We start from the raw sequence: 22,512 nt of genomic DNA on the forward strand, positions 1-22,512 counted from the left end.
GCATCCAAGTTTTCACTTGCGTTTCATTTCGTATGTTGAGTTGCTCCATTACCTCCTTGACCGGAATGCCTGCTATTCTCATTTCAATTGCTTTTGTCTTTATATCCACTGGGTAACTTACTCTTGTTGCCAACGTAAAAACACCTCCAAGGTTGTCTCCATATCTTACGACATGGTTGCATTTTCTTGAAGGTGTTTTGATTTGTCTCACGTTATGGGGTCAGTCCCAGTGTTTGAGCGGAAGGGGTTTTCTTTATCTTTACGATGAAGCGAATAGGGTTGCTTGAATGACAGAAGATTTCTGTTTATCGTCGCTTGTTAACTGAACTTGCAGCTGCTGCCGGGAATCGATTCCCGAAAGAAGCAGCATATCGCCAGCATAAAGCTTTTCAGCTGTACCGCCATCTACGCTGAAGTCGATCGTTCCGTCAACACAATAGAAGGCTTCGAATATAGGCGAAAGTTGTTCGACGGTCAAATAGGGGCCAAGCAGCATCGATTGCGGATGTTCATCGATAAACAACGCTTGCAGCTCACCTTTGTTTCCTTCGGTCAGCATGAGATTAAAATCTTTGACTTTGCCGAAGCTTTGGGTTGTCCATTCTCCGCTATAGCTATCCTGCTCGTAAGGCTTCAAGACGGCTTGATGATACCCTTCATGCCTAAGGAGCATTTCGCCCTCGGTGACCATCGTTAAACGCCATATGCCGGGAAGCGGGCTGAAGGTAGATTGTTTTACTTCGACAGTAGCCGTACTGATTCGCCATGCAAAATTACGCTTCGAATAAACGGCATCTGGAGGATAAATCGCGACCTCGGTTGTCGTTCCGCCTGACCATGTTGAAGTGCGCTGCTGTTCTTTTCGGCATATGTGATAGGAAAGAGATATGATGACCATCGCCTCTCGTACTTATATGGACTTGCATGTGAACAATTATAACATATGAATAGCCGTCTGAAATGGGGCGAGCGTGATAAAGAGCTCAGTATGGCAAGATGGACATGAACTTGCCTTCGCGCTACAATACTTAGAGACAAATAAATAATAAGCAAGACTTGAAGGGATGAGTACGATGTATCCGGAAATGACGGCAGCTGAGCTGGATGAACAGCTAAAAGCAGGCAAAACCTTAAATCTAGTGGATGTCCGTGAACCCGACGAATGGCAAGAAGGCCATATTCAAGAGGCACGCAGCATTCCTTTGTCGGAGCTTCAAGAGCGCTTGGATGAGCTTCAGCAGGGCGAGCAAGAAATCGTATTGATTTGCCGCAGCGGCGGCCGCAGCGGCAAAGCCTGCGACTTCCTGCATGCTCAAGGCTATAAAGTCGTCAATGTAACCGGCGGCATGCTTCAATGGCCAGGCGCGGTTGCTACTGGCGTATAATGGAGCCATTTTGATAAAGCTGTATTTTCAAAAAAAGTCCTCCCAAGGACTTTTTTTGTTTGTGTGCTAGTATCTGGGATAGATGCGCTGATCATCGGGCAAAATCATATCTGATTATTGACTGCTGCTACAGCAGCCCGTTTGCCAACTATTTATAACAGAAAAAGCAATAGGAAGAATAAAGAAGCAGGGAAGGATGAATGGAGCATGATGATTCAAGAGCATACCGCTGAAGAAATTAGCGAGTTGATGACGATTGTGAAAAATTCGTTGTCGATGGAGCTGAGAGTAAGCAATGCAGACGTTGAGAATACAATCAAAATGATGGAAAAACATGGATTTAAATACAAGGTATCATGGGCCTCAATGGAGCTGGCAGACCATACCGTAATTGATTTTTGGAAAAAGGAGCTTATCAAAAAATCAACGCCTTAACGAGATTACACAAGCAGTACGGTCCATTCTTTTAAGCTATTCATACGACCTCCACATGGATTGCCCGGCATGGCGTTAAAAATGAATATAGCTATTTAATCCCTTGTAGCTTAGGTGCCAAAAAAGCTATATTTGATCCAAATTGTGGGAGGTTGGTCTTATGTCACAGCTAAAGCCGAATGTATCATTAGCGGAAGTGAATGAAGTATTGCATCGTTTTTGGGGCAAAAAGGCGCAGGATATTGTTGCGGCTGAAGGCGGCAATATGAGCAGTGTCTATTTTTTTGCAGTGGATGGGAAAAGATATGTTATACGCTTCAGCTCATTAGAGGATGCGTTCGATCGGGAGCAGCAAATAGCGGCGCTTCTTACCTCGCAAGAGATTCCGTATCCGAAAATATGGGGAATAGGCAAAGCGGGTGACTTTACTTATTGCGTTTCTGAACGGGCAGAAGGCATTGTATTTGCCGACCTGCAGCCAGAGCGTAAAGCAGCGCTGCTCCCTGAAATCATACATGTCATTACAAAAATGAACCAGATTGAATTAGGAGAAACAACCGGTTTTGGTCCGATGATCGGAAGATACAATGGCGAATTTGCGTCTTGGGAGCAATTCGTTACATCATTTTACGGCGAGGATCAGAGGGGCACCTTTTGGGAAAATTGGCATGAGCTGTTCCATTCCACGTGCTTGGAGCGGGATGTTTTTGAGGAAATTTACACCCGCATGATTGCATGTAGCGCTTATAACGAGTCACACCGGCATTTCGTGCATAACGATTGCCATCCATGGAATATCATCTCAGACGGATATCGCATTACGGGAATTATTGACGCCGGCTTCCTTTATGGCGACTTCATGATCGATATTGCTTCGTTCGAGGATGCCGTTCCAGGAGAAGATGTAGCCGAGGCATTCCGGGTTTACTATGAAGAATCGGGTAAGCCGATCGTGCATTTTGAAGAGCGATTGCTGGGGGCGCGTTATTTCAAAGGGCTGGATGCGCTCCGTTTTTATGCGAAAATGGGCTGGAATGACGCTTATGAACAATTACGCGATCGCCTGCTGCTGCTCCCTAAGGGAGCGATTTAGAGCTATTTGGGCCGCAGTAAAGCAAGCTTAGACAACAGAATTTTGGCAACAGCCTATTAACGGTTGGGCTATTGCATCATATACTACACCATACGTGCGTTCAGGAGCGCTGCCCGCGAATTCGCTCTATGGAATATTTTTTTGGCGTTAATTGGGTTATTTTTAGAAAGACTATAACTTAGAGAAAAACTTCAGGCAGCGGCGTAAATGAAGTAAAGGATTGGGTGATTGAGATGATTATAATCAAAACGCAGGAAGAAATTATGAAAATGAAAAAGGCGGGCGAAGTATTAGCAGCCTGCCATCGGGAATTGCGCGCTTTCATTCGTGCTGGCATAACGACACTCGAAATCGACCAATTTGTTGAAGCTTTCTTGGAAAAAAACGGGGCGACGCCGGAGCAAAAAGGGTTTCATGGTTACCCGTTCGCTACTTGCGCTTCGATTAACGACGTCATTTGTCACGGCTTTCCCAGTCATACCGTCCTCGTGGAAGGCGATATCGTCACAGTGGATATGGTCGTTAGGTTAGATGGCTGGCTCGCGGATTCGGCTTGGTCATATACGGTTGGAAATGTGTCGGCTGAGGCGCAGAGGCTGCTTGATGTTACGAAGGAATCGCTTTATAAAGGCATTGAACAGGCCGTAGTAGGCAACCGAATCGGTGATATTTCGCATGCCATTCAAGCATATGCGGAAGCGCAAGGCTTCTCGGTCGTCAGAGATTTTATTGGACATGGCATCGGCCAAGATATGCATGAAGAGCCGCAGGTTCCTCATTACGGGCCTCCGCATAGAGGTACGCGCCTTAAGGCAGGCATGGTGCTGACCATTGAGCCGATGTTAAATACGGGCAAATACCATAGCAAAATCGATGCGGACGGGTGGACGGCTAGAACGGTAGACGGCAGCCTGTCAGCTCAATATGAGCATACGCTGGCCATTACCGATGATGGCCCGATTATTCTGACAGAGCAATAACAGTAGGTGTGAGAAGGTTTTTAGCAAGCTGGGCAGTCTAAGGCTTCCGTCATTCGACGGGGGTCTTTTTCTTGCGGTCTGAAACATTAAAAGCTTATTAAGCGAATTATATATAGGGAGTTAGAGACTTCAATAAGCAGATGAAAAATGCCAAATACACATCGTATCCATTTCTCTATGAGAGAGGAAATGTACTCGTTATATACTGGAGCAATAGCAAGGAACAAAACGAAATAGGCGATGCGATTGAAGCGGGGCTGCGGCAGCTGACGTGATGACTATTGTCTTGACACAGTTATCTCTATCCTGTATAAATACTTCTAAGCAATCAATTGGAAAAAAGAACATTGGTGAATGGGACAGTAATCTTTGGCGGATAGTTGCAGCGAGCCGGGTCAGTGGAAGCCGGTACGGAAGCCTTAGGCGAAGCGGACCCAGGAAATGGTTTGCCGAAGCAGCACTTGCGGAGCAGTAGGCAAATCCGGTCATGGACCGTTACGAAAACGAGGGGTCAAGCAGCTAGCAGGCTTGGCACTTAGAGTGGTACCACGGGATCTTCACGGCTCTCGTCTCTTATTTTAGAGACGGGGGCCTTTTTGCATTTTTAGACGAATGGAGGAATTGGAATGATTCATGAACAAATCATAGCGGCGATTGAGGAAACAACGCAGCGCATTCTATCGGAGGCTGGGCTGCAGCGGCCTGCAAATCTAAAGATTGCAGTGGAGCATCCCGTAAATTTGGAGCACGGCGAGTACAGCAGCAATATTGCGATGCAGCTCGCAAAGCTTTTAAAGCGCGCACCCTCGCAAATAGCGGGCGACTTCAAAGAGCAGCTGCTTGCCAACTCGGTTTTGTCCGCTTCCATTTCGCAAATCGAGGTAGCCCCGCCAGGCTTTCTTAACTTCTATGTCAATTGGTCCAATTGGGCTGATTCGTTAGAACAGCCGGCGTCTTTGAACATTGAAAAGAGCACCAAAGTGCTTATTGAGCATACGTCAATCAATCCGAATAAATCGGCTCATATCGGTCATTTGCGCAATTCCTGCATAGGCGATACGTTAGCAAGGATGCTCAAAAGAACAGGTCATCAGGTAGAGGTGCACAACTATATCGATGATTTAGGCAATCAGCTGGCCGATACGGTGGTAGGCATTTTACAGACGACGACCGAGCAGCCTTATGAGCGTTTTGGAGATTTTTGCTGGGAAACTTATTCCAGGATCAATAAAGCTTACAAGGAGCAGCCGGCTTTGCTTGAGCAGCGTACGAACGTATTAAGCAAGCTCGAGGAGGGCCGCTCCAATGTGGCATGGATGGGCCTGCTTATTGCGGAGCGTATTGTGCGTGAGCATGTCGAGGAAATGAAGCAGTTCGGCATCGGCTATGATGTGCTTGTATGGGAGAGCAGCCTCGTTCGCGAAGGCTTTTGGTTGCGCTCGTTCGAGCTTCTGCAGCGAACAGACATTTTCCGCCAAGAAGAGGAAGGGAAGCTGAAGGGCTGCTGGGTGCTCAAGCAGCCGGAGAACGAGGGCGAGCCGAAGGAGCAGTCTGAGTTCCATGCGGATAAAGTGCTCGTTCGGTCGAATGGCATATTGACTTATACCGCTAAGGATATTGCTTATCATCTTTGGAAGTTTGGTTTGCTGGATAAAGATTTTCGCTATAAGAAATTTTCGGAAAAATTATGGTCCACGCATTCGAGCGGTGTAAGGAAGAAGATCGGCCATGCCGATATGGTCATTAATGTCATTGACCTGCGACAGGAATATCCGCAAGCGATGGTAAAGCAAGCGCTGCTTGCTTTAGGCTACCACAAGCAAGCGGAGCAGCTTAGACATGTCAGCTACGGCGTTGTTTCGTTAAGCCCTCAAACGGCAAAGGGGCTGGGCATTAATACCACTGACGGGAAGCAAGCTTATGCCATGTCTGGCAGGCAGGGAATCGGCGTCAAAATCGCTGATTTCTTGGCACACATGGAGCAAATTATAGATGCAAACCGTTCGCGTAAGGCTGGGCTTGCGAGCAGCGCTATAGCGGCAGCGTCGATCCGTTACTACTTGCTGCGTTTCCACTTGCAGACGGAGGTCGTATTTGATCTGGACCAAGCGACTGAGGTAACCGGAAATACCGGCGTCTATTTGATGTATTCCTACGCTCGCTCCAGCAGCATTTTGAAAAAATCCGGCGTTTCAGGCAGCGCAGTCCCACATGAATCATTGTCGAACGGGGAGCTGGAAGTCCAGGAACGAAGCCTGCTTAGGCAGCTTGCCTATTGGCCGGAGACGCTGCAAGCAGCTGTCAAGGAGCTTGCGCCAAACCATTTGTGCACCTATGTGTATGAGCTTTCCGCTTTATTTAATCACTTCTACGCAACCTGCCCGATACTCAAGTCGGAAGGACAGGCAAGATGCCTCCGCCTATGGCTTACGGAGCGTTACAAGCAAACGATGCAGGACGCATTAGAAATACTAGGTTTGCCCGCGCCTGCCAAAATGTAGCCGCATGTTCCATTCATGCAATTCGATTGCCCGTCATATAGTTTAACGCAGAGGTACAGGCATCGAATGGCGATGAATGGAAGGCGGGTGCAGAAATTGGAGCAGGTTATTCCGAATCATGATATAGAGCATGATGTCACGATAGATTTTGCGGTGCAGGGGATGAGCTGCTCGGCCTGTGCGGCTAGGATAGAGAAGGCTGTCGGCAAAATGGACGGCGTCCAAATGGCGGCCGTAAGCTTTCCGCTCCGCACGGCATGGGTGCAGTTTAAGCCAGGACGGCTTGGTGCTGTCCAAATTGCCGAGCGCGTCAAGCAGCTTGGATTTATGGCGCTTTTGAATGAAACGGCCAAGGAAGGGCTGCATAAGGAGCATAAGACGCTTAAGCTGAGGCTAATCGTATCTGCCATTCTTACGCTGCCCCTTCTGACGGGAATGGCCCAGCATATTCCGCTGCTTGAGCCGCTGCTGACAAGTTTGCCGACTTGGCTCATGCTGCCTTGGCTGCAGCTTGCTTTGGCAACGATTATCCAATTCGTAATCGGTTTGCCGTTTTATTTTGGCGCTTATCATGCTGTGCGCGAGCGAAGCGCCAATATGGATGTGCTTGTCGTCATCGGAACGACTGTCGCTTATTTATACAGCCATTATGCGGTGTTCCAGAACGGCTTGCTCCGTCCGATTGCAACCTCAATTGCCCATTCGCCTCCGTTGTATTTTGAAACGTCCGCCGTTGTCATTACAGCTGTGCTGCTCGGCAAATACATTGAGGTCTCCGCCTCGCTTCGAGCGCAGCAGGGCTCGGAGGGCTACGGCAAGCTTCAAAGCCAGACGGCTGCGGTTGAACGGGCAGGCGAAGTCGTTCATATTCAGACGGAGTTCGTAAGGGCTGGCGACATCGTTATCGTACAGGCAGGCGAGGTCGTGCCGGTCGATGGTGTCGTGTGCGGCGGACAGTCAGCGGCGGATGAGTCCTTGCTCACCGGGGAGAGTCTGCCGATCGCCAAGCGCGAAGGCGATGCGGTGTGGGCAGGCACACGAAATGAAAGTGCGCCGCTTCGCATCCGCACGAAGGCAGCCGGACATGATACGATGCTTAACCGGATTCAGGAGCTTGTCCGGCAAGCGCAGCGCTCGAAATCGGCGATCCAGCGCAATGTCGATGCGGCTGCGGGCTTGTTTGTTCCGGCCATGCTCGTCTTCGCGCTCGCCACGGTCGTCATGTGGGGAGCTTTCCTCGAGCCTGGCAATTGGAGCAAAGCCTTCGTCTGCGCCATTGCGGTCTTATTGGCAGCATGCCCCTGTGCGCTAGGGCTAGCGGCTCCGATCTCGCTGGTCATCGCCTCCGGCAGGCTGGCAAAGCAAGGGATCATTGCGAAGGAAGCAGGGGCGCTTGAGCGATTGGCGAGAATCCAGACGATTATTTTTGATAAGACGGGGACGTTAACCGAGGGCAAGCCGCATGTTAGCGCTATGCTGGCACTCGAAGGGAGCCGGGCTTCGCTGCTGCGGATTGCCGCTGCCGCCGAGGCGGACGCTGTTCATCCGCTTGCGATCGCTATAATACGCGAAGCTAACAAGCTTGGGCTTGTTATTCCTGAAGCAAGCGAGTTTGCGTTTACGCCAGGCGGAGGTGTCGAAGCGGTCGTTCTGGATCGGCGCTTTGCAATAGGCAATGCCAGATTTGCGGCTGAGCGGAATTGGGTTGTGAGCGGTGCCGCTGCCGCATTCGCCAAGCAGCGCGAGAAATCCGGTGAAACGGTGCTTTATGCCGCTTCGGATGGACATTGCGTTGGCGTAATCGCATTTAGCGATACGATCAAAGCCAATGCGAAAAATACGATCAAAGCGCTTAAGGCGCTTGGCGTTTCATCGATGCTTGCAACGGGCGATCATGAGGCGCCTGCGCTTGCGGCGGCCAAAGCCGTTGGCATCGCTAGCGTGCATGCTTCCATGCTGCCGGAGCATAAGGTTGAGCTAGTGGAGAAGTTGAAGCGCCGAGGCAAGCGGGTCGCTATGGCAGGCGACGGCTGGAATGACGCGCCCGCGCTCGCCGCTGCGGATGTGGGGCTCGCGATGGGAGAAGGGACGGACGCCGCGCTGAGCGCAGGTCACATGACCTTGTTATTCTCACGACTGCAAGCCATCCCTGAAGCGATCAAAATAAGCCGATTAACGATTCGAAATGTAAGGCAAAACTTAACCTTTGCCTTTATCTACAATGTAATCATCATTCCTTTTGCAGCTTTTGGTCTGCTGGAGCCTTGGATGGCGGGAACGGCTATGGCGCTTAGCTCCGTGTCGGTTGTCGCCAATGCGCTTCGGCTGACTGGCCAGCTTCGGCGCAAGGCTGGGACAAACGAATGACGATCACATGGCAGCAGGTTGGCTTTATTATTTTGACCGGATTGTTCAGCGCTCCGCATTGCATCGGGATGTGCGGGGGGATCGTGTCCGCCGTGTCGCTGAATTCTACTGCATCAGCCCAGAAATCGATGCTGCTTTATAATGCGGGACGAATCTTGTCTTATTCGCTATTAGGAGCTGTCATGGGAACGGTCGGCTCGTTTGTTGATGTAGCAGGCAAGCTGGCAGGCGTGCAGGGACTAGCGTCCATTATCGGCGGATGCTTCTTGCTGCTCTGGCTTTGGCGCAGGTTCCAGCTGCCCTTTATGAACCGATTGTCGGCCTTTCTCCACAAGCGATTGGTTGGAGGGGCGCAGCGCTCAGCGGGTCAAGAAACCGGGCATTTGCTCGCTACGGGCATCGCATTTGGCTTCTTGCCCTGCGGCTTGACTTATGCGATGCAAATGACAGCCGCCGCTACCGGCTCAGGCCTTGAAGGCGCAGCAGTCATGGCTTTGTTTGGCCTCTCCACTTTTCCGGCATTAGCTGCAGCTGCGTACATTGCTGCCTTCGCAAATAAAAAGTGGCGGCGGTTCATGCGCAAAGCGAGCGTTGCAACGGCAATTGCCGTAGGCGTCATTTCGATTTTGCGCGGGTTAGCCGTTAATGGCATCATCCCATCGATCAATCCTTGGCTTTGGTGATCTGCCGTTCAATGGATTGCCTTCAGCATCCTTACGATCGTATACGTTTGATCGCCTGTTTGAACCGTGACCGTTGCCTTCCACGTACCAGCCATCAACGGGACGCCGTCACCCGAATATTGTCCGGGTGACGCTTCGGTCATTTTGAACGCATAATCACCGCACACCATATCCATCATCTCAAGGTTGACGGATAAGCTTGCACCCTGCAACGCAGCGCCGGATTCGTCGGTAAGGTCGATCAAAAAGCGATTGCCGCGCAGCACCTTAGCCGGATACGGATTGATCGACCAAATGGCATGGCCGCTCCCGAGGGCGTGCTCCGTAATAGGCGGGGCTGCATCGCTTGGCTCGCTAAGCAAAGTGAATGCTGCTGCGACAAGAAGAGCTGCCCCAATGAGCAGGAAGAGGAATTTATATAGAGGCGAGGTTGATTTGGCATTAGGCTGCATGAAGATTGTACCTCCTTTGATCCAATGGATTTGGTCGTTGCCACTAATAATGAAGAGGCTTATTACGTTACCTATGCGGCAAAAGTCAGGAGCAGAACGCGCGGCATCGGTCATCAGAGCGACATGAGCGATGTTGGACAAATTTTAAGAGACGGTGTATATTAACTACGGATAATTTTATATTGTATAAATAGGTGCTGATGCGAAGTATTCTGACAAACAAAGTTCGAAGGTCGGAAATCGCATGAAGCTTAATAGGGAAGACCGGTGAGATACCGGCACGGACCCGCCACTGTAAGGAATAGCAGCAAGCAGCATGCTGTGATGTCCGAGTCAGAAAATCTGCCTATTTACATAACGCTTATACCTACGTGGACTTGGGGAGAGTGCTTTGGAAGCTTGCCGCTTGGATGATTGAGTAGAGCGCGTATGAGAGCATTTCTGGCACTATTGTCAGAGATGCTTTTTTTATTTTATACGAAAAAAACATATAGGGGAGTAACGTTAAAATGAATGAAAAAAAACGCAATATGACGAAGATTCTGTTTGGTTTGCTGTTAGCGATGCTGCTAGTTTTTACAGCAGCTTGCGGAGCGAGCAGCGACAAGGAGAACAAGCCTAGCAATTCACCGGCCAATACGGAGCAAACGGCTACGCCGGCGCCATCGGATAACACTACCGCATATCCGCTTACATTAAAAGACGATACGGGAACGGAGATCACGTTCGCGCAAGCGCCGACTAAGGTTGTTACGCTCGTGCCTAGTGAAACGGAAGCCATTTACGCGATTGGCTCTGGCGAGCAGGTCGTAGGCGTCGATCAATATAGCAATTATCCGGAGGAAGCAGCATCTAAGCCTAAAGTAGGCGACATGACGACTAATATCGAAGCGGTAGCCGCGCTTGATCCTGATCTTGTGCTGGCTTCATCATCGATGAATACGGAAGCCATCACGAAGCTTCGCGAATTGAAAATTCCGGTGTTCGCGTCTGATCCGCTTACCTATGATGCCGTTATTGCCAAAATCGAAAATTTAGGTCATATTATGAATAAACAAACGGAAGCGGCTGCTGTCGCTGAGCATATGCGCGCAGTTAAGCAGCAGGTAACGGATGCAGTGAAAGACGCTGACAAAAAGAATGTATATTTGGAGTTTTCCGTAGGCTGGACAGTAGGTTCCGGCACTTTCCTCGATGAGCTGCTGACGCTTGCAGGAGGCAAAAACATTGCCGCCGGGTCGCCGGGCTGGTATGAAATTAGCGCAGAGGAAGTCGTTAAACAAAATCCTGAGCTCATCATCTATCCTGCTTTGAAGGAGGAGCCGAATCCGATCGTCGTTGGCATTGAAAGCCGCCCAGGCTGGGATGTCATCGATGCGGTGAAAAATAAACACATGCACGCGGTAACTGAGGACCCGCTCGTACGTGTTGGGCCTCGCCTTGCCGAGGGCTTGCTTGAGCTTGCTAAAGTCATTCACCCGGATCTCGTAAAATAATCAAATGACCTATAAATTAGTTTGGTATGGAGGAGCAGCTATGCTCCTTCTTGCTGTTTCTATCGTTGTAAGTTTATCAATTGGCTCGGCCGGCATTTCGCTCGGTGACGTGTGGGGCATCCTCGTTCATCAGCTGCCATGGCTTGCGGATAAGCCGGTTTCTTACACGCCCGGTCAAATAGCAATCGTTACCCAAATAAGGCTCTCGCGCGTTCTGCTTGCTGTCCTCGTAGGCGCATGCCTTGCGCTTGCAGGGACCGGCTTTCAAGGCGTGCTGCGCAATCCGTTAGCCGATCCATATACGTTAGGCGTCGCTTCCGGAAGCTCGGTGGGCGCCGCATTTATCATTTTGTTCGGACTGCAAACGGTGCTTGGCATATGGTCGATCCCGCTTGTGGCCTTCGGTACCGGAACGGTCACGCTGCTTGGCGTCTTTTGGCTGTCGCGCAGCAAAGGTGTCATGCATATTGAAACGCTTATCCTCTCAGGTGTCATTATTCAATCTTTTCTTGGCGCTTTCGTTTCGTTTATGGTTTCGATGTCGGAGGGGGTTGTCAACCAGATTTTGTTCTGGTTGATGGGCTCGCTTGCGATGCGGAGCTGGGAAAATGTCTATATGCTAATTCCGTTTCTGCTCGTTGGATTTCCTCTGCTGCTCGCCTATGGCCAGCCTCTTAATTTGTTCGTGCTTGGCGAGCGGCATGCTGCCCATCTAGGCGTACGCGTCGAGCGAACGAAACTGATCGTGTTAATCAGCTCGACGCTGCTAACCGCGGCAGCGGTTTCCGTTTCCGGCGTTATTGGCTTCGTGGGGCTTGTGGTACCGCATTTGATCCGTCTGCTGGTAGGCCCCGACTATCGCTTGATAACGCCTTTGTCTGCCATCGGCGGCGGCGTGTTCGTCCTCTGGGCGGATACGCTGGCAAGAATGGCGTTGACGCCAAAAGAAATTCCGCTTGGAGTCGTTACGGCTCTGATCGGCGCCCCATTCTTCGCTTATTTGCTGCATAGACGGAAGCTGAAGCAAGGAGGGATGAGATGATCGAGGCACATAACATCATACAAACCGTACAAGGAAGGATCGTGCTGAACGGGCTTTCCTGTTCCTTTCAAAAAGGACGCATGTACGGCATTATTGGTCCCAACGGGGTAGGCAAATCGACGCTGCTGCAGCTGCTCTCGGGCGTTGATCAGCCTAAGCAAGGGGAAGTGCTGCTTGCAGGGCAAAATATAGCATCATATCCCCGCAAACAGCTGGCTAAGAAGATGGCGGTGCTGGAGCAAAGCGGGCTGCCGCCCGTTGGATTCTCAGTGCGCGAGGTCGTCGGGATGGGGAGATTTCCTTTTCAAAACTGGCTTGGGGGCGAAGAGCAGGACAGCGAGTCGATCATTGACAGGGCTTTAACCGCAATGGGTCTTAAGGAGCTTGAGCATCGCAAGATGGATCAGCTAAGCGGCGGAGAAAGGCAGCGCGTAGCACTCGCAAAGCTGATGGCGCAAGAGCCTTCTATTATTTTGCTGGACGAGCCGACTACCTATTTGGATATTGGCTTTCAGGTGCAGCTGCTGGATACGGTAAGGGCATGGCAGAGAGAGCGCGATCTTACGGTTATCGCCGTGCTCCATGACTTGAATTTGGCTTCCCTCTACTGCGATGAGCTTGTCGTGCTTCATCAAGGCAAGGTTGCTGCTGCCGGCAATCCGCATCATGTGCTGACTGCTTCACTGATCGAGCAGGTATATGAAACAACAACAGCCGTCATCGCCCACCCTGTAACGGGAGTGCCGCAAATTATGCTTCAACCAAATGGAAATAACTATGCATTTAGTATGGGCTTGAAGGAGCTAAAGTGATGGAAAACGAAGCGTACATAGAACTAAAGAAGACGGTTAAGCAAATTAAACCGTTTCATGAAGAGGCTGCCGCACTTGCTTTGCAGCATTCTGATTCATTGACGAAGCCGCCGGGCAGCCTTGGCAAGCTCGAAGCGCTCGCTAGTCAGCTCGCAGGCATCACAGGTCAGTTATGGCCCGATTTGTCGCGTAAAGCCGTCATTGTGATGGCTGGCGACCATGGTGTATGCGACGAAGGGGTTAGCGCGTTTCCGCAAGCCGTCACGCCGCAGATGGTACTAAATTTTCTAAACGGCGGGGCGGCGGTAAACGTATTGGCTAGACAAGCGGGCGCGGAAGTCGTATGTGTCGATATTGGCGTGAATGCGGATTTGGAGCATGAACGGCTCGTAAGCCGCAAAGTCATGCGAGGAACGGCGAATATGGCAAAGCAGGCGGCAATGACGCGCGAGGAAGCGATTGGGGCCATTATGGTTGGCATAGAGGTCGTGAGCGAGCAGTACCAACAAGGCTGTCGTTTATTTGCGACAGGCGAAATGGGCATAGGCAATACGACGGCAAGCGCCGCGCTTACTACGGTGTTGACGGGACTCTCGCCAGAGGAATCGGTTGGCCGCGGAACCGGCATCAATGATGCAAGTTGGTTGAACAAGGTGGAGGTCGTGAAGCGCGCGATTGCCGTTAATGGGCTTAAAGCTGTTGCTGATGATGCTGATCCCATTGATGTGCTTGCCAAGGTAGGCGGCGCGGAAATCGCCGGGCTTGTTGGCGTTATTATCGGAGCTGCGGCGAATGGTTGTCCCGTCATCATTGACGGCTATATTTCATCGGCTGCGGCGCTTGTCGCATCGCGAATTGCTGAGCAGACGATGCCATATATGATTGCATCGCATCTTTCGCAGGAGCAAGGTCATTTGAAATTGCTTGAATCGATTGGCTTACTGCCAATGATGCAGCTGGAGATGCGCCTTGGCGAAGGTACGGGCGCCGTATTATGTTTTCATTTTATTGACGCTGCGCTTCTTCTTATGCAGGAGATGGCGACGTTCGAGAGCGCAGGCGTATCCAAAGGCTAGGTGATGGAAGATGGCAATACTGGTAACCGGCGGAGCGCGCAGCGGCAAGAGCGGCTTCGCTGAGCAATATGCGATGCGGACTGCTTCACGCGGTTTATATCTCGCAACGTGTCAGCCTTATGATGACGAAATGAGAGAGCGGATAACAAAACACCGAACGGATCGTGACTTGACCGGATTTAGCTGGGAAACGGCAGAGGATGCTTATGATGCGGCGGATTTGCTTAACCGATGGGGGAAGCAATTTACAGATGAACTGCATAGCGGCATGGAGCCGCCTGTTGTGCTGTTAGATTGCTTAACCTTATGGCTGACGAACTGGCTGATGGAGCTTGAGCAACAATTGATCGATGAGCACCGTCTTGAGTTTGAAATGGACAAGCTGCTGGAAGCGATTGCGCGTTATCCTCATCCGCTTCTAATCGTCACCAATGAAGTCGGTGACGGCATCGTTCCTGCTTATCCGCTTGGCAGGCGGTTTCGAGACGAGGCGGGACGTCTGAATCAGAAGGCAGCGGCGGTGTGCGACCGGGTTTTCCTAGTGACGGCAGGCATTCCGATCGAGCTGAAATCGCAGGCTTTCAGATGGGAGCAACTATGATTTTTTATTCCATGAAGGAGCTGCTTCTGCTTGCAGCGGCAGCCATCGCGATTGACTGGATCGTCGGTGATCCCAAATGGCCGACTCATCCTGTCATTTGGATCGGAAGACTCATTCGGCAGTTGGAGCGTCTTCTTGCCCCAGATCGGTTCGTAAGCCAACCGTCTGTTGTTAGGGCATTAGGCGTTGTTTTAACCGTTGTAACGCTTGTAATTAGCTGTGGTTCGATGTGGCTGCTCGTTTGGGCAGCGGATGCGGTGCATCCGTGGCTTGGTTATGCGGTTAGCGCTTGGTTTATTTCAACTACAATAGCAGTAAAAGGCTTAAAGGAAGCGGCAATGCTGGTTTATCAGCCTCTGATAGAAGGCAGGCTGGATGAAGCGCGCAAATATGTCGGTTACATTGTTGGACGAGATACCACGAAGCTTGACGAGAGGGAATCATCGCGGGCTGCGGTTGAGACGGTTGCGGAAAATACGGTGGACGCGCTTGTATCCCCGCTCTTATTCGCCTTACTCGGCGGCGCTCCGCTTGCTATGCTCTACCGTGCGGCGAATACGCTGGATTCCATGGTCGGTTATCGCAACGAGAAGTATACTTATTTTGGCTGGTGCTCGGCACGGACGGACGATGTGCTGAATTTTATTCCGGCTCGGCTAACAGGCGTAATGCTTACGATCTCGGCCTTTTGCTTGCCGCAAATGAAGGCTGGGCAGTCTCTGCGTGCCATTAGATCCTTCGCGCATCTTCATCCCAGCCCGAACAGCGGCATACCGGAATCTGCGGTGGCAGGCGCGCTTGGCATTGAGCTTGGCGGCACGAATATGTACTTTGGCGTCCCGAGCGAACGAGCGAGAATGGGCTGGCCGACGCGGCCTTTACAGCCTAATGATATTGTCCTTACCGTCCGCTTATTGTATAGCGTTAGCTTTATTTTGTTTATAGGAGTGATTGCAGTATGGTTCGTCGTGAGGTGAAGCTGCAGGCTCAGGCTCTAATCGCTGCTTTTCAATTTTTGACACGGTTTCCGGTACCGCTCACCGTGCCGTTTCAAGGACCGGTGCTCTCGCGCAGTGTTCCCTATTTTCCGCTTGCAGGAGCGCTTATTGGCCTTTTTTTAGCTGTTTTCTCTTGGCTGCTTCATTTAGTTGTGCCCGCATTTCCAAGCGCCGTGATCGTACTTGCCATTTGGACCGCATTAAGCGGCGGGCTGCATCTTGACGGCTGGATGGACACGGCTGACGGCGTGCTAAGTCACCGTTCCCGCGAGCGCATGCTCGAAATTATGAAGGATAGCCGGGTAGGGGCGATGGGCGTGCTTGCCGCTGTGCTGCTGCTGCTGTTCAAAGCTTCCTTATTGGCTGAACTTTTTGTTGCAGAACAACCCAATCGGTATTGGCCTTTGCTCGTGATCGGACCGATATGGAGCAGGGCTTGGATGGGCGCAGCAATCGCTTTCTGGCCATTTGCCCGTTCGGGTGAAGGAATTGCCGTTTTATTTAATGAGGTTAAAGGTTTGCAGGCGACTGCTTCGATTGTAGTGGCAGGAGCCAGCACGTGGCTCATTTTGTTTCTTGCAGGAATAAATTCGGGCACGGCGCTGGTCTATCTGCTGGTTGCAGCCGGCATTACAATCTGCTGCGGCGGATTGCTTGCGGCTTGGCTTAATCGGAAGCTTGGCGGCCTGACTGGCGATACATATGGAGCAATGAACGAAGCGATTGAAGCCGTGCTGCTTTTTGCAGCTGTTATTTGGCTGCACGCTTACTAAATTAAGGAGTTGGGTTTGAAGATGTTGGAGAGATACGGTCATGGCGGCGATTTGCGGACAGCCGAGGAAGCGTTCGGGATTGCTGCGGAAAAATTTGTTGATTTCAGCTCGAACATGAACCCGCTTGGTCCCCCGGAAAGTGTAAAACAAGCACTGATGGCGTATGCGGATACTATCGGTCAATACCCTGATCCAGCCGTACGAGGACTTAGACGGAAGCTTGCTGAGCATCACCAAATCGATGAGCAATCGATAGTCGTCGGCAATGGCGCAGCGGAACTGATCGATCTGATCGTTCGCGCGCTGCAGCCTAAATTAACGACACTGGCTATCCCTTGTTTCGATGAATATGGCGATGCGGTCCGCAAAATCGGCGGGGCGGTATATGAGATTAAGCTGTCATCCGAAAATCAATTCGAATTGCATTTGGAATTGGAGCATCTATGCGAAGCAGCTGCGACCGGTTCTTTATTTATGCTCGGCTCACCCAATAATCCAACCGGACAGCTTGTTGATCCAGAGCTCATTCGCACGTTGTTGAAAAAAGGGGCTTATGTCGTAGTTGATGAAGCGTTTATGGACTTTGTGCCTGAGGAATCGCGTTACAGCCTCGTGCAGGAGGCGACAAGACATGAAAAATTGTTCGTCATCCGCTCGATGACTAAGTTTTATTCCATTCCCGGCATCAGGCTCGGTTATATTGTAGGCATGCCACGAACATTAAGCGGGCTTAGGCGTTTGCAGGTGCCATGGAGCGTTAATTCGTTGGCGCAGCTGATCGGCGAATCGGTGCTGAACGAGACGGATTATTCCGAACGGACGATGGCGTGGCTGCTAGAGGAACGTCCTTTGCTGACGAAGGAGCTGCAAGCAATCGGTTTTGAAGTTAACCCAAGCGCGGCTAACTATTTGCTCGTCCGTATCCCGAAGGATGCGGAGCTTAGCGCCAGCATGCTCCAGCTGGAGATGGGCAAGCTGGGCGTCCTAATTCGTGATGCGTCAAGATTTGCTGGCCTAGATCACACGTATATCCGGGTTGCCGTTAAGCTTCGCGAGCAAAATGAGCAGCTGGTAGCGGCATTAAAGCAATGCTTGCTTCAAAGACGCGGTGTCAAATGAGTCCATCTGAAGAAAAGGTGTACAGCATAGATACAAAGCGTGGTCGGACGATTATGGTTCAGGGCACGGCATCGGATGTGGGGAAAAGTTTGATCACGGCTGCGCTCTGCCGGGTTTTCAAAACGGACGGCTGGCGCACCGCTCCCTTCAAATCGCAAAATATGTCGCTCAACTCCTATGTAACTTGGGACGGCAAAGAAATCGGGCGCGCGCAAGGGATGCAGGCGGATGCTTGCGTCATTTTGGCGACGACGGACATGAATCCGATTTTGCTGAAGCCGACGGGAGAAATGGTCTCTCAGGTTGTCGTGCACGGCAAGCCGCTGCGTGATTATGATGCAGCGGAATACCGCGAAAAATATTTACCGACAGCCGGCAGCATTGTACAAGCTTCGCTTCGGCGTTTGAGAGAGGATTACGATATCGTAGTGCTGGAAGGGGCGGGCAGCCCGGCCGAAATTAATTTGAAGGACCGCGATATCGTCAATATGCGGATGGCGGCGTGGGCGGATGCCCCTGTCATTCTAGTTTCCGATATTGATCGGGGCGGCGTATTCGCATCCATTGTAGGCACGCTTGAGCTGCTTGAGCAGGATGAACGCGACCGCGTTGGCGGATTTATTATCAATAAATTTAGAGGCGATGTATCGCTGCTGCAGCCTGGACTGGATTGGCTGGAAGCGCGAACGGGAAAACCGGTGCTTGGCGTTATGCCGTATATGCCGGGACTAGAGCTGGAGGACGAGGATTCGTTATCGCTTAGCAAGCATCATACACACTTCCATAAGGAAGGGAATGCCGAGCAGCGGGAGCTGGATATAGCGGTTATACGGCTGCCTCGGATTTCGAATTTTACCGATATGGACCCGCTGCGCTTCGAGAAAGACGTTCAGCTTCGTTATATTGAACATGCGGAGCAATGGGGCAATCCCGACGCGGTTATTGTTCCCGGCAGCAAAAATACAATCGCAGATTTGATATGGCTGAAGGAAATAGGGCTAGACGAGTTGATCCAGAAACATGTGTCCGGCGGTGGAGCTTTAGTCGGCATTTGCGGCGGTTATGAGATGCTCGGCACGCGGCTGTATGATCCGCTGCACGTGGAATCGGCTATAGAGGAAACGGATGGACTTGGTTTTTTTCCATTCGAGGTCCGTTTTGCGGAGCAAAAAAGAACGGTTCGTGTCGAGGGGATCAGCCGATTCCGCGGGCATGACTTGCCTGCTTTGATCGAGGGTTACGAGATCCATATGGGTGAAGTCATATGGTCTCGCGAGGATGAGACCGATTACCAGCCGTTTGAAGTTAGGGAGCATCAAGCGAATCTAGCGATAGGAGCTTCCTCCGCGTATGTCGCTGAAGGAGCTAGCAAGGCTGATGGCAAGCTGTGGGGAACGTTTATTCACGGCATTCTGCATAATGATGATTTTCGGAGGCATTGGTTGAATGGGTTGCGTGAATCCAAGGGATTGCCAGGCCTTCCCGCAGAGCTCCGCTTTCAAGAAAGACGAGAAGCAGCGTTCGATCGGTTGGCGGAGCATGCGCGCAAATACCTCAACATGCCGCTCATTTATGAGCTGCTTGGTCAGCAGAAGGAGGAGGCGCTATGACGCAACCATTTCGCCAAGGCTATCGTTTTGATTCAGCCATTTGGAGCGGAGTTAGCCTGCAGCTGCTAGCGGATCGGATTGAAGTAAGCACTAAGGATCAGCTGCATGCGCTGAGCAGCGCCGTTCATCCGGGAGGTTTCTCTTATGCGAATCGGATTATTAACTGGAAGGTGCCGCTTACCTATCAATGTGATGATCCTGTGCGAGATCTCGTTCGGCAATGCGCGGTGTGGGGCAGCGACCCCGCTCACACGATTGGTTTGATTACAGCGGCGAAGCTGACGCATGCGGCGGTAACCGAGTTGGAAGGCGACAAGTTCAAGCTGCTATGCTGCACGACTGTCGGCACGCGGAATGCGGCGAGGGCAGGCTTGCCGCGCAGCACCTTCTCAGCTTATACGCCGGGTACGATTAATACGATACTGCTCGTCGACGGCCAAATGTCTGAATCCGCTATGGTGAATGCCATCATAACGGCCACAGAAGCAAAAACGGCCGCCCTCCAGCAGCTAGGCATCGTCGAAAAAGCGACCGGCAATTGTGCGACCGGCACGACGACGGATGCGATCGTCATTGGAGTCAGTCAAGCGGCTAGCTGGAATGCGGTGCATGCCTATGCAGGGACTGCGACTACAATAGGCTGCGCTATCGGTGAAGCGGTTTACGAGACGGTGCTTGAGGCAACCCGAACGCAGCAGGAGGAGTAAGGCAGGCGATCGAGGATTGGACGGCGAGAGCGATGGATATTTTGATACATCGATGAATATTTTCCAGAAGAATCGTTTGTGTACCTTAGGCAGTTTTAAATAGGGAACGAGCATCGGAGCAAGGGGTATGGCAGCATGGTGCTGCAGCAGTTAATTAACGGCTCGTTTCCTCTTGGCGCCAAAGTGAGGATAGATGTGCTGCAATCCAATCCGCGAGGACAAGGCTTTTGGGCAAAGTTCGGCTTCGAACCATACTATACGCATATGAGGCTGAACACGTAATGCCGCGTCATATGCTGCCTCATGTTGCTTGATCGTGCTCAAGGCCGCTTGTTTCAAGCGGTTTTTTTCATGCGGCATTAGATAACCACAGCGATTAGTTGGCAAAACTAATGTTAAAACGTTATTCATGCCATAGACTTGAGTCGTAAAAGAAGCGGCCGATACGCCAAAAATAGCGGAATGACATTACAGCGGCTAGTATTTCATGTAAAATGGATAAGTTGAACGATCAGTTATCGACTATCTAACGTGGTGAATGGGAGGACGAATCCCGTGATACGGATTATTGGCTATACGAAACAAAAAGAATGGTTGACGGATTTGACGATTGAAGAGCTGAAGACGGCTGATCTCGAATGGTATTGGGTTGATTTCAACGATCCGAAGGAAGAGGAATGCAGGCTGCTCGATACGTTTTTCCACTTTCATCCGCTGGCGATCGAGGATTGCTACCATTTGCTTCAGCGGCCCAAAATGGATCATTACGATGATGTTCATTTTTTTGTGCTGCATGAGGTTGAGGGGAAGACGTTGACGGTAAATGAAATTAATCTTTTTCTGGGACCGCAGTTTATCGTAACATTCCATTATGAGCGGTCGCCTGAAATTGACGAAGCGATGGCCAAGCTTATGGCTAGTTCCAAAATAGGCGAGAGAGGCCAGATCTATGCGGCTTATCTCGTGATGGACAAGCTGGTCGACCAATATTTCCCTGCCGTTCATGAGCTGGAGGACCAGCTGCTTGATATGGAAATCGGCGGCGACGAAATGCAAAGCAAGACGGCGATGAGCGATATTTTCAACATTCGGTCTCGCTTGCTTCGCCTTCGCAAAACAATCGTGCCGATGCGGGATTTGCTGTACCGCCTGACGAATTCGGATCGCATTGATGGGCTGAAGCCGTATTTGGCTTTTTATCATGATATTTATGACCATTTGCTTAAGCTGTCCGAAATGATGGATTCAAGCAGAGAAATGACGGCAGATTTGCGAGACAGCTACATCTCGTTTAATTCAAACCGGATGAATTCGATTATGAAGACGCTCACCGTTATTACGACGATCTTTATGCCGCTCACTTTTCTAGCGGGCATATATGGCATGAATTTTCACTATATGCCGGAGCTGGAGTGGGACTGGGGCTATTTTGCCGTCATAACGGTCATGCTCGTCATTGGTATTGGCATGTACGCTTGGTTCCGAACGAAAGGTTGGTTTAAATGATAACAAGGCAAGGAGAGTCATGAGAGATGGAAATGAAAGAGCCTGCTCGGATGAGCAAAAAGCAGCTGGTTGCCATTATCAGTATTTTGGTGGGCATCGTCGCAATTCTAGCAATCATGCTCTATTTTATGATCATGTCGCTTGGCAATAAATCGGCTTCCGACCCTTTAGCTGCTGAGAAAGGGCTGCACTATACTTATTTTTTAGAAACTTCCTTTAACGGAATGAAGCTTCATGTGCTCCAGACGAAACCAGCGTACGTAACGCTGGAGACGATCAATAACAACGTTACGCTTGCAGGCAAAGTAGGCATTAACGGCGGATTTTTTTATGGCAATCAGCTGCTGAGCATCGGCATGGTGGACAGTCTGCCGGTTAACAAAGAGATCGGTAATTTTGGAACGGGAAATGAGAACGTAAAGTATGCTCGCGGAACGCTGGTGTGGGACGGCGCTTCGGATGCTTTGAGCGTACAGGTTGCCCGTCATGCTTCCGAGCTGAGAGTGAAGGACCATACTCGATTCTGGGCGCAGGGCGGCATTAGTATGAGCCTTGGGAATGACGACGAATGGATTCAGCAAACGATTAAGGAAAATGCCCCTTTCCCAGATGATAATCGGCTGCGTTCGGCAGCCGTATACGACAATGCGGGTGCTTTGTACTTAATTGTGAGCGAAACGAAGGGATCGTTAGCCGTGTTTCGGGAAGCGATTGTTGCCAGCATCGGCGACGGCAAGCTTGTTGACGGGATTTTTCTCGATGGTGATGGCTCCTCCCAGCTGTTCAGCAGCGAGGCTGCCTTGCCCGGCGACAACAGGCCAGTCGTCCAAATGCTGCGAATCGTGAAATAGATGGCAGATGGTAAAGGAGTAATCA

Annotated in this window: 23 protein-coding genes, 1 pseudogene, 1 riboswitch and 1 other annotated feature; of the genes and pseudogenes, 21 read left to right on the top strand and 3 right to left on the bottom strand. The window is 50.9% G+C overall.

Annotated elements, in window-relative coordinates; all coding sequences use genetic code 11:
- Positions 1–133, bottom strand: a pseudogene (locus tag ADU23_RS33695) (IS3 family transposase); the annotation flags it as partial.
- A gap of 126 nt (positions 134–259) precedes the next feature.
- Positions 260–898 (bottom strand): HutD/Ves family protein, encoded by a 639-nt coding sequence (locus tag ADU23_RS22715; protein WP_053375828.1) that lies wholly within the window; start codon positions 896–898, stop codon positions 260–262.
- 166 nt (positions 899–1,064) lie between these two features.
- Here ADU23_RS22715 and ADU23_RS22720 point away from each other — a divergent pair, with 166 nt between their 5' ends.
- The 8 genes from ADU23_RS22720 (at position 1,065) to ADU23_RS22750 (ending at position 9,444) form a co-directional block, all read left to right on the top strand.
- Positions 1,065–1,385 carry a rhodanese-like domain-containing protein gene (locus ADU23_RS22720; protein WP_053375829.1) on the top strand — a complete coding sequence of 107 codons (321 nt, stop codon included), beginning with the start codon at positions 1,065–1,067 and terminating at the stop codon, positions 1,383–1,385.
- 207 nt (positions 1,386–1,592) lie between these two features.
- A complete protein-coding gene (locus ADU23_RS22725) occupies positions 1,593–1,820 on the top strand; it encodes a hypothetical protein (protein ID WP_053375830.1) in 228 nt (75 codons plus the stop codon).
- A 160-nt stretch (positions 1,821–1,980) separates the two neighbouring features.
- Positions 1,981–2,913, top strand: a complete 933-nt coding sequence (locus tag ADU23_RS22730) for a phosphotransferase family protein (protein WP_053375831.1) — start codon at positions 1,981–1,983, stop codon at positions 2,911–2,913.
- Positions 2,914–3,146: 233 nt separating this feature from the next.
- The gene (gene map, locus ADU23_RS22735) at positions 3,147–3,893 is read left to right on the top strand and encodes a type I methionyl aminopeptidase (RefSeq protein ID WP_053375832.1); all 747 of its coding nucleotides are present in this window, start codon (positions 3,147–3,149) and stop codon (positions 3,891–3,893) included.
- Between the two features lie 140 nt (positions 3,894–4,033).
- The gene (locus ADU23_RS33965; RefSeq protein ID WP_269433120.1) at positions 4,034–4,168 is read left to right on the top strand and encodes a hypothetical protein; all 135 of its coding nucleotides are present in this window, start codon (positions 4,034–4,036) and stop codon (positions 4,166–4,168) included.
- Positions 4,169–4,234: 66 nt separating this feature from the next.
- Positions 4,235–4,470: a binding site (T-box leader), on the top strand.
- A gap of 49 nt (positions 4,471–4,519) precedes the next feature.
- A complete protein-coding gene (locus tag ADU23_RS22740; protein WP_053375833.1) occupies positions 4,520–6,394 on the top strand; it encodes an arginine--tRNA ligase in 1,875 nt (624 codons plus the stop codon).
- A 66-nt stretch (positions 6,395–6,460) separates the two neighbouring features.
- Complete coding sequence (locus ADU23_RS22745) at positions 6,461–8,761, top strand: heavy metal translocating P-type ATPase (protein WP_053375834.1); 2,301 nt, start codon at positions 6,461–6,463, stop codon at positions 8,759–8,761.
- Entirely contained in the window at positions 8,758–9,444 is a 687-nt protein-coding gene (locus tag ADU23_RS22750; protein ID WP_053375835.1) for a sulfite exporter TauE/SafE family protein, read from the top strand. The genes ADU23_RS22745 and ADU23_RS22750 overlap by 4 nt, the downstream gene beginning before the upstream one ends.
- An 8-nt stretch (positions 9,445–9,452) precedes the next feature.
- Here ADU23_RS22750 and ADU23_RS22755 read toward each other — a convergent pair whose 3' ends face one another.
- Positions 9,453–9,896, bottom strand: a complete 444-nt coding sequence (locus tag ADU23_RS22755) for a FixH family protein (protein WP_053375836.1) — start codon at positions 9,894–9,896, stop codon at positions 9,453–9,455.
- Between the two features lie 213 nt (positions 9,897–10,109).
- Positions 10,110–10,260: riboswitch (cobalamin riboswitch) on the top strand.
- Between the two features lie 145 nt (positions 10,261–10,405).
- Between ADU23_RS22755 and ADU23_RS22760 the strand changes: the two genes are divergently transcribed.
- From ADU23_RS22760 to ADU23_RS22815, 13 genes are all read left to right on the top strand, one after another.
- The gene (locus tag ADU23_RS22760) at positions 10,406–11,392 is read left to right on the top strand and encodes an ABC transporter substrate-binding protein (RefSeq protein ID WP_063846078.1); all 987 of its coding nucleotides are present in this window, start codon (positions 10,406–10,408) and stop codon (positions 11,390–11,392) included.
- Positions 11,393–11,432: 40 nt separating this feature from the next.
- Complete coding sequence (locus tag ADU23_RS22765) at positions 11,433–12,434, top strand: FecCD family ABC transporter permease (RefSeq protein ID WP_231637508.1); 1,002 nt, start codon at positions 11,433–11,435, stop codon at positions 12,432–12,434.
- Positions 12,431–13,246 (top strand): heme ABC transporter ATP-binding protein, encoded by an 816-nt coding sequence (locus ADU23_RS22770; protein WP_053375838.1) that lies wholly within the window; start codon positions 12,431–12,433, stop codon positions 13,244–13,246. The genes ADU23_RS22765 and ADU23_RS22770 overlap by 4 nt, the downstream gene beginning before the upstream one ends.
- Entirely contained in the window at positions 13,246–14,322 is a 1,077-nt protein-coding gene (gene cobT / locus ADU23_RS22775; protein WP_053375839.1) for a nicotinate-nucleotide--dimethylbenzimidazole phosphoribosyltransferase, read from the top strand. Before ADU23_RS22770 ends, cobT begins: the two co-directional genes overlap by 1 nt.
- Positions 14,323–14,332: 10 nt before the next feature.
- Positions 14,333–14,923: a bifunctional adenosylcobinamide kinase/adenosylcobinamide-phosphate guanylyltransferase gene (gene cobU, locus ADU23_RS22780; protein ID WP_053375840.1), complete on the top strand. Its 591-nt coding sequence runs from the start codon at positions 14,333–14,335 to the stop codon at positions 14,921–14,923.
- Positions 14,920–15,900: an adenosylcobinamide-phosphate synthase CbiB gene (gene cbiB, locus ADU23_RS22785; protein ID WP_053375841.1), complete on the top strand. Its 981-nt coding sequence runs from the start codon at positions 14,920–14,922 to the stop codon at positions 15,898–15,900. The genes cobU and cbiB overlap by 4 nt, the downstream gene beginning before the upstream one ends.
- Positions 15,882–16,694 (top strand): adenosylcobinamide-GDP ribazoletransferase, encoded by an 813-nt coding sequence (gene cobS / locus ADU23_RS22790; protein ID WP_053375842.1) that lies wholly within the window; start codon positions 15,882–15,884, stop codon positions 16,692–16,694. The genes cbiB and cobS overlap by 19 nt, the downstream gene beginning before the upstream one ends.
- Before the next feature lie 21 nt (positions 16,695–16,715).
- Positions 16,716–17,813 (top strand): threonine-phosphate decarboxylase CobD, encoded by a 1,098-nt coding sequence (gene cobD / locus ADU23_RS22795; protein WP_053375843.1) that lies wholly within the window; start codon positions 16,716–16,718, stop codon positions 17,811–17,813.
- Positions 17,810–19,423, top strand: coding sequence for a cobyric acid synthase (locus ADU23_RS22800; protein ID WP_053375844.1), 1,614 nt, complete (start codon positions 17,810–17,812; stop codon positions 19,421–19,423). The genes cobD and ADU23_RS22800 overlap by 4 nt, the downstream gene beginning before the upstream one ends.
- Positions 19,420–20,130, top strand: a complete 711-nt coding sequence (locus ADU23_RS22805; RefSeq protein WP_053375845.1) for an adenosylcobinamide amidohydrolase — start codon at positions 19,420–19,422, stop codon at positions 20,128–20,130. The genes ADU23_RS22800 and ADU23_RS22805 overlap by 4 nt, the downstream gene beginning before the upstream one ends.
- Before the next feature lie 99 nt (positions 20,131–20,229).
- Positions 20,230–20,412, top strand: a complete 183-nt coding sequence (locus ADU23_RS32310; RefSeq protein WP_269433173.1) for a GNAT family N-acetyltransferase — start codon at positions 20,230–20,232, stop codon at positions 20,410–20,412.
- A 273-nt stretch (positions 20,413–20,685) separates the two neighbouring features.
- The gene (gene corA, locus ADU23_RS22810) at positions 20,686–21,636 is read left to right on the top strand and encodes a magnesium/cobalt transporter CorA (RefSeq protein ID WP_053375846.1); all 951 of its coding nucleotides are present in this window, start codon (positions 20,686–20,688) and stop codon (positions 21,634–21,636) included.
- A 26-nt stretch (positions 21,637–21,662) separates the two neighbouring features.
- Positions 21,663–22,487: a hypothetical protein gene (locus ADU23_RS22815; RefSeq protein ID WP_053375847.1), complete on the top strand. Its 825-nt coding sequence runs from the start codon at positions 21,663–21,665 to the stop codon at positions 22,485–22,487.
- Positions 22,488–22,512 lie beyond the last annotated feature (25 nt).

It is taken from the genome of Paenibacillus sp. FJAT-27812 (genome assembly GCF_001273905.1).
Classification (GTDB): Bacteria; Bacillota; Bacilli; order Paenibacillales; family Paenibacillaceae; genus Pristimantibacillus.